General features: G+C 66.6%; 4 protein-coding genes and 1 pseudogene. 3 read left to right on the top strand and 2 right to left on the bottom strand.

Going from position 1 to position 5,844, the window contains the following annotated elements:
• On the bottom strand, positions 1 to 1,113 hold a 1,113-nt coding region (locus NI2_RS32425; protein WP_167355158.1), incomplete at its 3' end, for a WD40 repeat domain-containing protein.
• Between the two features lie 137 nt (positions 1,114 to 1,250).
• Between NI2_RS32425 and NI2_RS32420 the strand changes: the two genes are divergently transcribed.
• Positions 1,251 to 2,579: a lipase family alpha/beta hydrolase gene (locus NI2_RS32420; RefSeq protein ID WP_243749980.1), complete on the top strand. Its 1,329-nt coding sequence runs from the start codon at positions 1,251 to 1,253 to the stop codon at positions 2,577 to 2,579.
• On the opposite strand, the gene NI2_RS32415 is transcribed toward NI2_RS32420, so the two are convergent.
• Positions 2,566 to 2,778 carry a hypothetical protein gene (locus tag NI2_RS32415; RefSeq protein ID WP_067499066.1) on the bottom strand — a complete coding sequence of 71 codons (213 nt, stop codon included), beginning with the start codon at positions 2,776 to 2,778 and terminating at the stop codon, positions 2,566 to 2,568. The genes NI2_RS32420 and NI2_RS32415 overlap by 14 nt on opposite strands.
• Before the next feature lie 24 nt (positions 2,779 to 2,802).
• Between NI2_RS32415 and NI2_RS32410 the strand changes: the two genes are divergently transcribed.
• Together NI2_RS32410 and NI2_RS32405 are read left to right on the top strand one after the other, a co-directional pair.
• Positions 2,803 to 4,710 (top strand): ATP-binding protein, encoded by a 1,908-nt coding sequence (locus tag NI2_RS32410; protein WP_067499064.1) that lies wholly within the window; start codon positions 2,803 to 2,805, stop codon positions 4,708 to 4,710.
• Positions 4,707 to 5,844, top strand: a pseudogene (locus NI2_RS32405) (WD40 repeat domain-containing protein); the annotation flags it as partial. The gene NI2_RS32410 and the pseudogene NI2_RS32405, both read left to right, overlap by 4 nt.

The raw sequence follows: 5,844 nt of genomic DNA, 5'->3' as shown, positions 1-5,844 counted from the left end.
TGCTACCTGGTACACCGAGTCGGTGTGGCCGGTCAACGGTGGCCCGAGGGGTTGACCGGTGTCGGGGTTCCAGATCCGCACCGTGCCGTCGCTGCTGCCGCTGGCCAGCAGCAGGGTGCCGTCCGGACGGGTCCCGAATGCCACCGACGGCACCGGGCCGGTGTGGCCGGTGAATGGTGGCCCGGCGGGTTGACCGGTGTCGGGGTTCCAGATCCGCACCGTGTGATCGTGGCTGCCGGTGGCCAGCAGCAGGGTGCCGTCCGGACGGGTCCCGAATGCCACCGAATACACCGGGTCGGTGTGGCCGGTGATTGGTGGCCCGGCGGGTTGGCCGGTGTCGGGGTTCCAGATCCGCACCGTGTGATCGTGGCTGCCGGTAGCCAGCAGTGGGGTGCCGTCCGAACGGGTCCCGAATGCCACCGAATACACCCGGCTGGTGTGGCCGGTGATTGGTGGCCCGGCGGGTTGGCCGGTGTCGGGGTTCCAGATCCGCACCGTGTGATCGTTGCTGCCGGTGGCCAGCAGTGGGGTGCCGTCCTGGCGGGTCCCGAATGCCACCGAATACATAGACTCGGTGTGGCCCGTCAATGGTGGCCCGAGGGGTTGTCCGGTGTCGGGGTCCCACACCCGGACTGTGCCTTCGTGGTTGCCGGTGGCCAACAGCAGGGTGCCGTCCTGGCGAGCCCCGAATGCCACCGACCACACGATGCTGGTGTGGCCGGGTATGAGACGGTGGAAGGAAGTGGGTTGTGCGGTGGTCCAGAGCGTATGCGCGCCCCGTTCGGGGTAGGTGTTCAGTGCTGCCGCAGCGTCGGGTTCATCTCGGGCGGCGATCATTTGGAGGATGCCTGCGCGTTCGGCGGCCTCGGTGGTGGTGCTGAGGTCGCCGAGGCTGCGCCAGATCAGGCGGGTGTTGCGGTGTTGAGGGGGGTTGGTGGCGAGTGCACGGGCGAGGCGGTGGGGGTCGGTGTAGAGCAGGTATCGGGTGTCGTCGAGGATCTCGTCGAGCAGTCCTGCGGCGGCGGCGTGTGCGGGTAGGTAGCGGTGCAGGTATGGGTTGGCGTGGGCCCAGTCGCGGTGGCGGATGTCGCGTTCGGGTGGCTGTGGGTTCATCTCGGTTGTCCCCCTACGGATCTCGTGGCCCAGACGGCGGCAAGAAGTGCGTGCCGGTGATTGTCGGGCGGAAGCAGCGGTGATGGGCTAGTTTCGGGCTGATCCGTGTGCAACTTCGTTGAGGGGAGACGTTGATCGTGGTCGCGGATGTGATTGTGATTGTGCCGGGTATAACTGGCAGTGTCCTGGCGCGTGGCGAGCGTGAGCTGTGGAGCTTATCGGCCGCAGCGGTGCGGCGGGGGGTGCTGCACACCAGCAATGTGCTCGACGAACTGAGGCTTCCAATGGCGGTCGGCGATATCGGCGAGTATGCCGAGTTCGCGCTGGCGGCACCGGGGGTCATCCGGGGTGTGCATGTGTGGCCCGGGTTCTGGCACGGGTCGGGCTATGGAGCTTTGATCGACCGTCTGGGCAAGGCCGCGCCGGGCCGGGTGGTGAGTTTCGCTTACGACTGGCGGCTCCCCAACGCCTACACGGCGTCGTTGCTGGCGGTGTTTGTGCAAGACACACTGCGCCGATTCCCTGGAAGCAAGCTGACTTTCGTGTGTCACTCCATGGGTGGGCTGATCACCCGCTACTACCTCGAGGTGCTGGGTGGGCGTGAGCACGCGGCACGGTTGATCACGATCGGCACGCCGTTCAGCGGGTCGGTCAAGGCGGTGAAAGCTTTGACTGGCAACCTTTTTCCTCGCATCCCTGGCCTGGGTGAGCGGGTAGCGAGAGTCGCGCGGACCTTCCCTTCGGTAGCCGAACTGCTGCCCACTTACCGGTGCGTCGACACCGGCCCCGGCCAGGAACCGGCGACGCTCACCGAGACCGAAATCCCCGGGCTACCACCTGAGATTGTGGCGAGAGGGCGTCGGTTTCATGATGAGCTCAACGCTGCGGTCACCCGCAATGCCGGGACTGATACGTATGCCTTGCATGTGTTCGCAGGCAAGTTGCAGGCCACCGACCAGAGCATCACAGTCGGGGCAGGAAGGATCGGCTTCCAGCGGACCCAGCGCGGCATCGACCACCTCGGGGACGGGACGGTGGCCAGCTTCAGCGCGGTCCCGCCGCAGTGGCGCCTCGATGAGAACGCGTTGTTCCGGCCAGCTAAACACGCACCACTGGCCAAGCATCGGGATCTACTCGAAGATGTGGCCGCCAAGGCCACCGCCCGCGAGCTCGGCGCGATCCTCGCACCCCTCGACGAACTCTCGATGGACCTGCCCGAAGTCGTTACAGCGGGACAGCCGGTCGAGCTCGTCGTGACCAGCGTGTCATCGAACCTGCGGCTGCACGCCGCGGTCTTTGACACCGACTACAACGCCCACGAAACCCACATCCCGGTACGCCCCGACGGGAGCGGCCGCCGCTACCGGACTGTTCTGGCGTTCCCGCCGGGTGTTTGGCAGGTCCGGGTCGCGGAGATCACCAAACAGCCGCAGGCTTTCGTCGAGGACCTCGTCACCGCGCTGTGATCACACCCACGAAGACCGGCAGCGGATCGAACAGGAACACCGGACGAACACCGATACGAGGAGCATTGGACAGGTGCAGCAGGGCGAGGAGCACGGACGCTTCACGACGATCGTCGTAAGGGAGTACTGCGACCCGGCCCTCGACGATTTTCCCAACATTGACGGTCATGCCGCCCGTGTCGCCGAGCTCCTGAGACACCTCGGATTCGCCGAAGACCCCCGGGTGGGAGGCAGTTCCGCGCCCGAGGTGCAGGGCTGGCTGAACAATTGGAAACCTGGCGTGCACCGTATTCTGCTGTACTGGACCGGTCATGCGCAGGACGACGGGGACGACCTGCTCCTGTTCTGCAGCGACTACCACGACGAGGACAATCCGCTCGGCAGGTTCTCCGGGCGTGAACTGGGAAAGCTCCTTGCGCGGCGGTCAGCTATTGAGATCGTGGTGATTCTCGACGTGTGCAAAGGGGGAGTCGGTGCCGACGTGATCACCAACGCTTTCCGGACGAGGATCGCACGCCAGGAGTTCCCCGTGGGGCAGGAACCGGGCCTGGCGGTACTCACCTCGGCGCGAGCCGGGGAACTCGCCCGCGACGGAGTCTTCGCCGCTGCACTCGACCATGTCCTGCGCGAAGGGCCACCGCCCCCGACCGACACCATCGACTTCTGGACCCCGCACGATCGGCTAATCACGCCCACCCAGCTCTACGACGCCTTACGCGTTCATCTGGAGAACTCCGGCGCCCACCAGCGCCCGGACCTTGCCCAGACCCGATCGGTACGGAAGTTCTTCCCCTTCTTCATCAACCGCAACTACCGGCCCAATCGCCCAGACGCCACCGTCGCCACCGTGCGCGAGCACGCGTTCACCGAATCCGATCTGCTCGAACATTTCCTGGTCAAGTTCCGCGGTATCGACACCCCCACCGCCGACGGCTGGTACTACGCCCCCCGCCCCCACTCCCAGGCCCGCATCACCGACTGGCTGTCCACCGGCGAAGGCATCCTCGTGGTCACCGGGCCACCGGGCAGCGGCAAATCCGCCCTCCTGGGCTGGTTGGCTGCCATGACCCTCCCCGGCTACCGCAACCGCGCCGCAGATAAGATCGGAAACATCGAGTACGCGGGCCTCCCTGCCGAAGGCGCCATCGACGCAGGGATACACGCCAAACAACACACCCTGCAGGAATGCGTCACCCAGCTCGGCGCAGCCCTGAACCTCACACCACCAGCGGTCGGGTGGCAAGAGCCCGGCCTTCTCATCGAGCAGATCACCCGCCTCGCCGAACACGAGAACCGCACGATCACGATCCTCCTCGATGCCCTCGACGAGGCCTACCCCGCCGACCAGACCAGGATCGCGACCGACCTGCTGGCAGCCCTCGCCGCGCAACCTCGCGTGCGCGTCATCGTCGGTACCCGCCCCAACCGCGAAGACCCCCACCAGCGCACCGATCACCCCAATACACCCGACGGGCCCTGGACCGCCGAAGGCCCACTGATCCGCGCCCTCACAACTGACCCACACCGGGTTCTGCGCCTGGATACCGACCCGGGATCCCTACACGCCATCACCACCTATGTCACCGCACGCCTGATGGACCCCACCACCAACTCCCCCTACCACGAGCGCCCCGCACTCGCCGCGGACACGGCGGCCGTGGTCGCTGCCCACAGCGACGGAATCTTCCTGTTCGCCCGGCTCATCGCGCGCTCCCTCCTCGGCCGCGAAACGCCGCTCGACCTGAACGACCCGGACAACGCGACTAGGTTCAACGGCGGTGTCGCGCAAGCATTCGAAGCCGACCTCGCCGATTACCGCGAGGACCGCGACCGGGTCTACGGCCTGCTCGCACCCTTGGCCTGGGCCCAAGGCGCCGGGCTCCCTCGTCGTGACATCTGGCTCGCTCTCGCCAACGCTCTCGCCCGGCCCGGCGTCCTCTACACCGACCGCGACATCGCCTGGATCCTCGAACACGCCGGCGCCCACATCATCGAATCCGGCGAAGACGGCCAAACCGTCTACCGCCTCTACCACCAAGCCTTCAACGACTACTTCCAACGCAACATAGACCACACCAGAGTCCAAACCGCCATCACCCACGCACTGCTCGACCTCACCCACCCCTCATGACCACACCGGCACCCCCGCCCCAACGCGACTGGGCCCACACCAACCCCTATATCCACCGACACCTCGCCGCCCACGCAGCCACGGCTGGGATCCTCCCCGAACTACTATGCGATACCAGATACTGGCTCTACACCGACATCGACCGCCTCGCTCACACACTCGACACCACCGCCCTACCCGACACCCCGATTACCCGCCTCCTTCACCGAGCCCTCGATACCCTCCGCACCACTACCGATCCCACACAACGAGCCGAAATCCTGCACGCCTTCGCCCTCCACGACGAACCCCAAGCGCTGCACCAGCTCACCACAGCACCAGAACACCCCTGGCAACCACTCTGGTCAACGGCGTCTCCGACCAGCCTCCACCGCACACTGCCCAGCCCCAGCTCCGTATTGTCGGTGGCCTTCGCGACCCGTCCGGACGGGTCGCTGTTGCTGGCCAGCAGTGGCGGCGATCACACGGTCCGGATCTGGGATCCCGAAACTGGCCAACCCCTCGGGGCACCGTTGACCGGCCACACCCGCGAGGTGAACGCGGTGGCGTTCGGGACCTTCCCGGACGGAACCCTGCTGCTGGCCAGCGGCAGCAACGATCGCACGGTTCGGATCTGGGACCCCGAAACCGGGCAGCCCATCGGGTCGCATTTGACTGGCCACGCTGATGGGGTGCGGTCGGTGGCGTTCGGGACCCGACCAGACGGAACCCTGCTACTGGCCAGCGGGAGCCATGATGGCACGGTTCGGATCTGGGACCCCGAAACCGGGCAGCCGGCTGGGGCGCGGTTGACCGGCCACGGCGGCTCGGTGTTGTCGGTGGCGTTCGGGGCCCGCCCGGATGGAACCCTGCTGCTGGCCAGCGGCAGCCGCGATCACACAGTCCGGATCTGGGACCCCGAAACTGGGCGATCCGTCGGGTCGCCGTTGACCGGCCACACTGGCGGGGTTTCGTCGGTGACGTTCGGAGCCCGCCCGGACAGAACCCTACTGCTGGCCAGCGGCAGCGACGACCGCACGGTCCGGGTCTGGGAAGCCGAGACCGGTCGATCCGTCGGTTTGCCCTTGACCGGACATACCGGAATGATGAACGCGGTAGCGTTTGGGGCCCGCCCAGATGGATCTTTGTTGCTGG

It is taken from the genome of Nocardia ignorata NBRC 108230, assembly GCF_001612905.1.
Lineage (GTDB): Bacteria > Actinomycetota > Actinomycetes > Mycobacteriales > Mycobacteriaceae > Nocardia > Nocardia ignorata.
The sequence above is the reverse complement of the archived record's forward strand: the minus strand, read 5'-3'. Positions and strand labels throughout refer to the sequence as shown.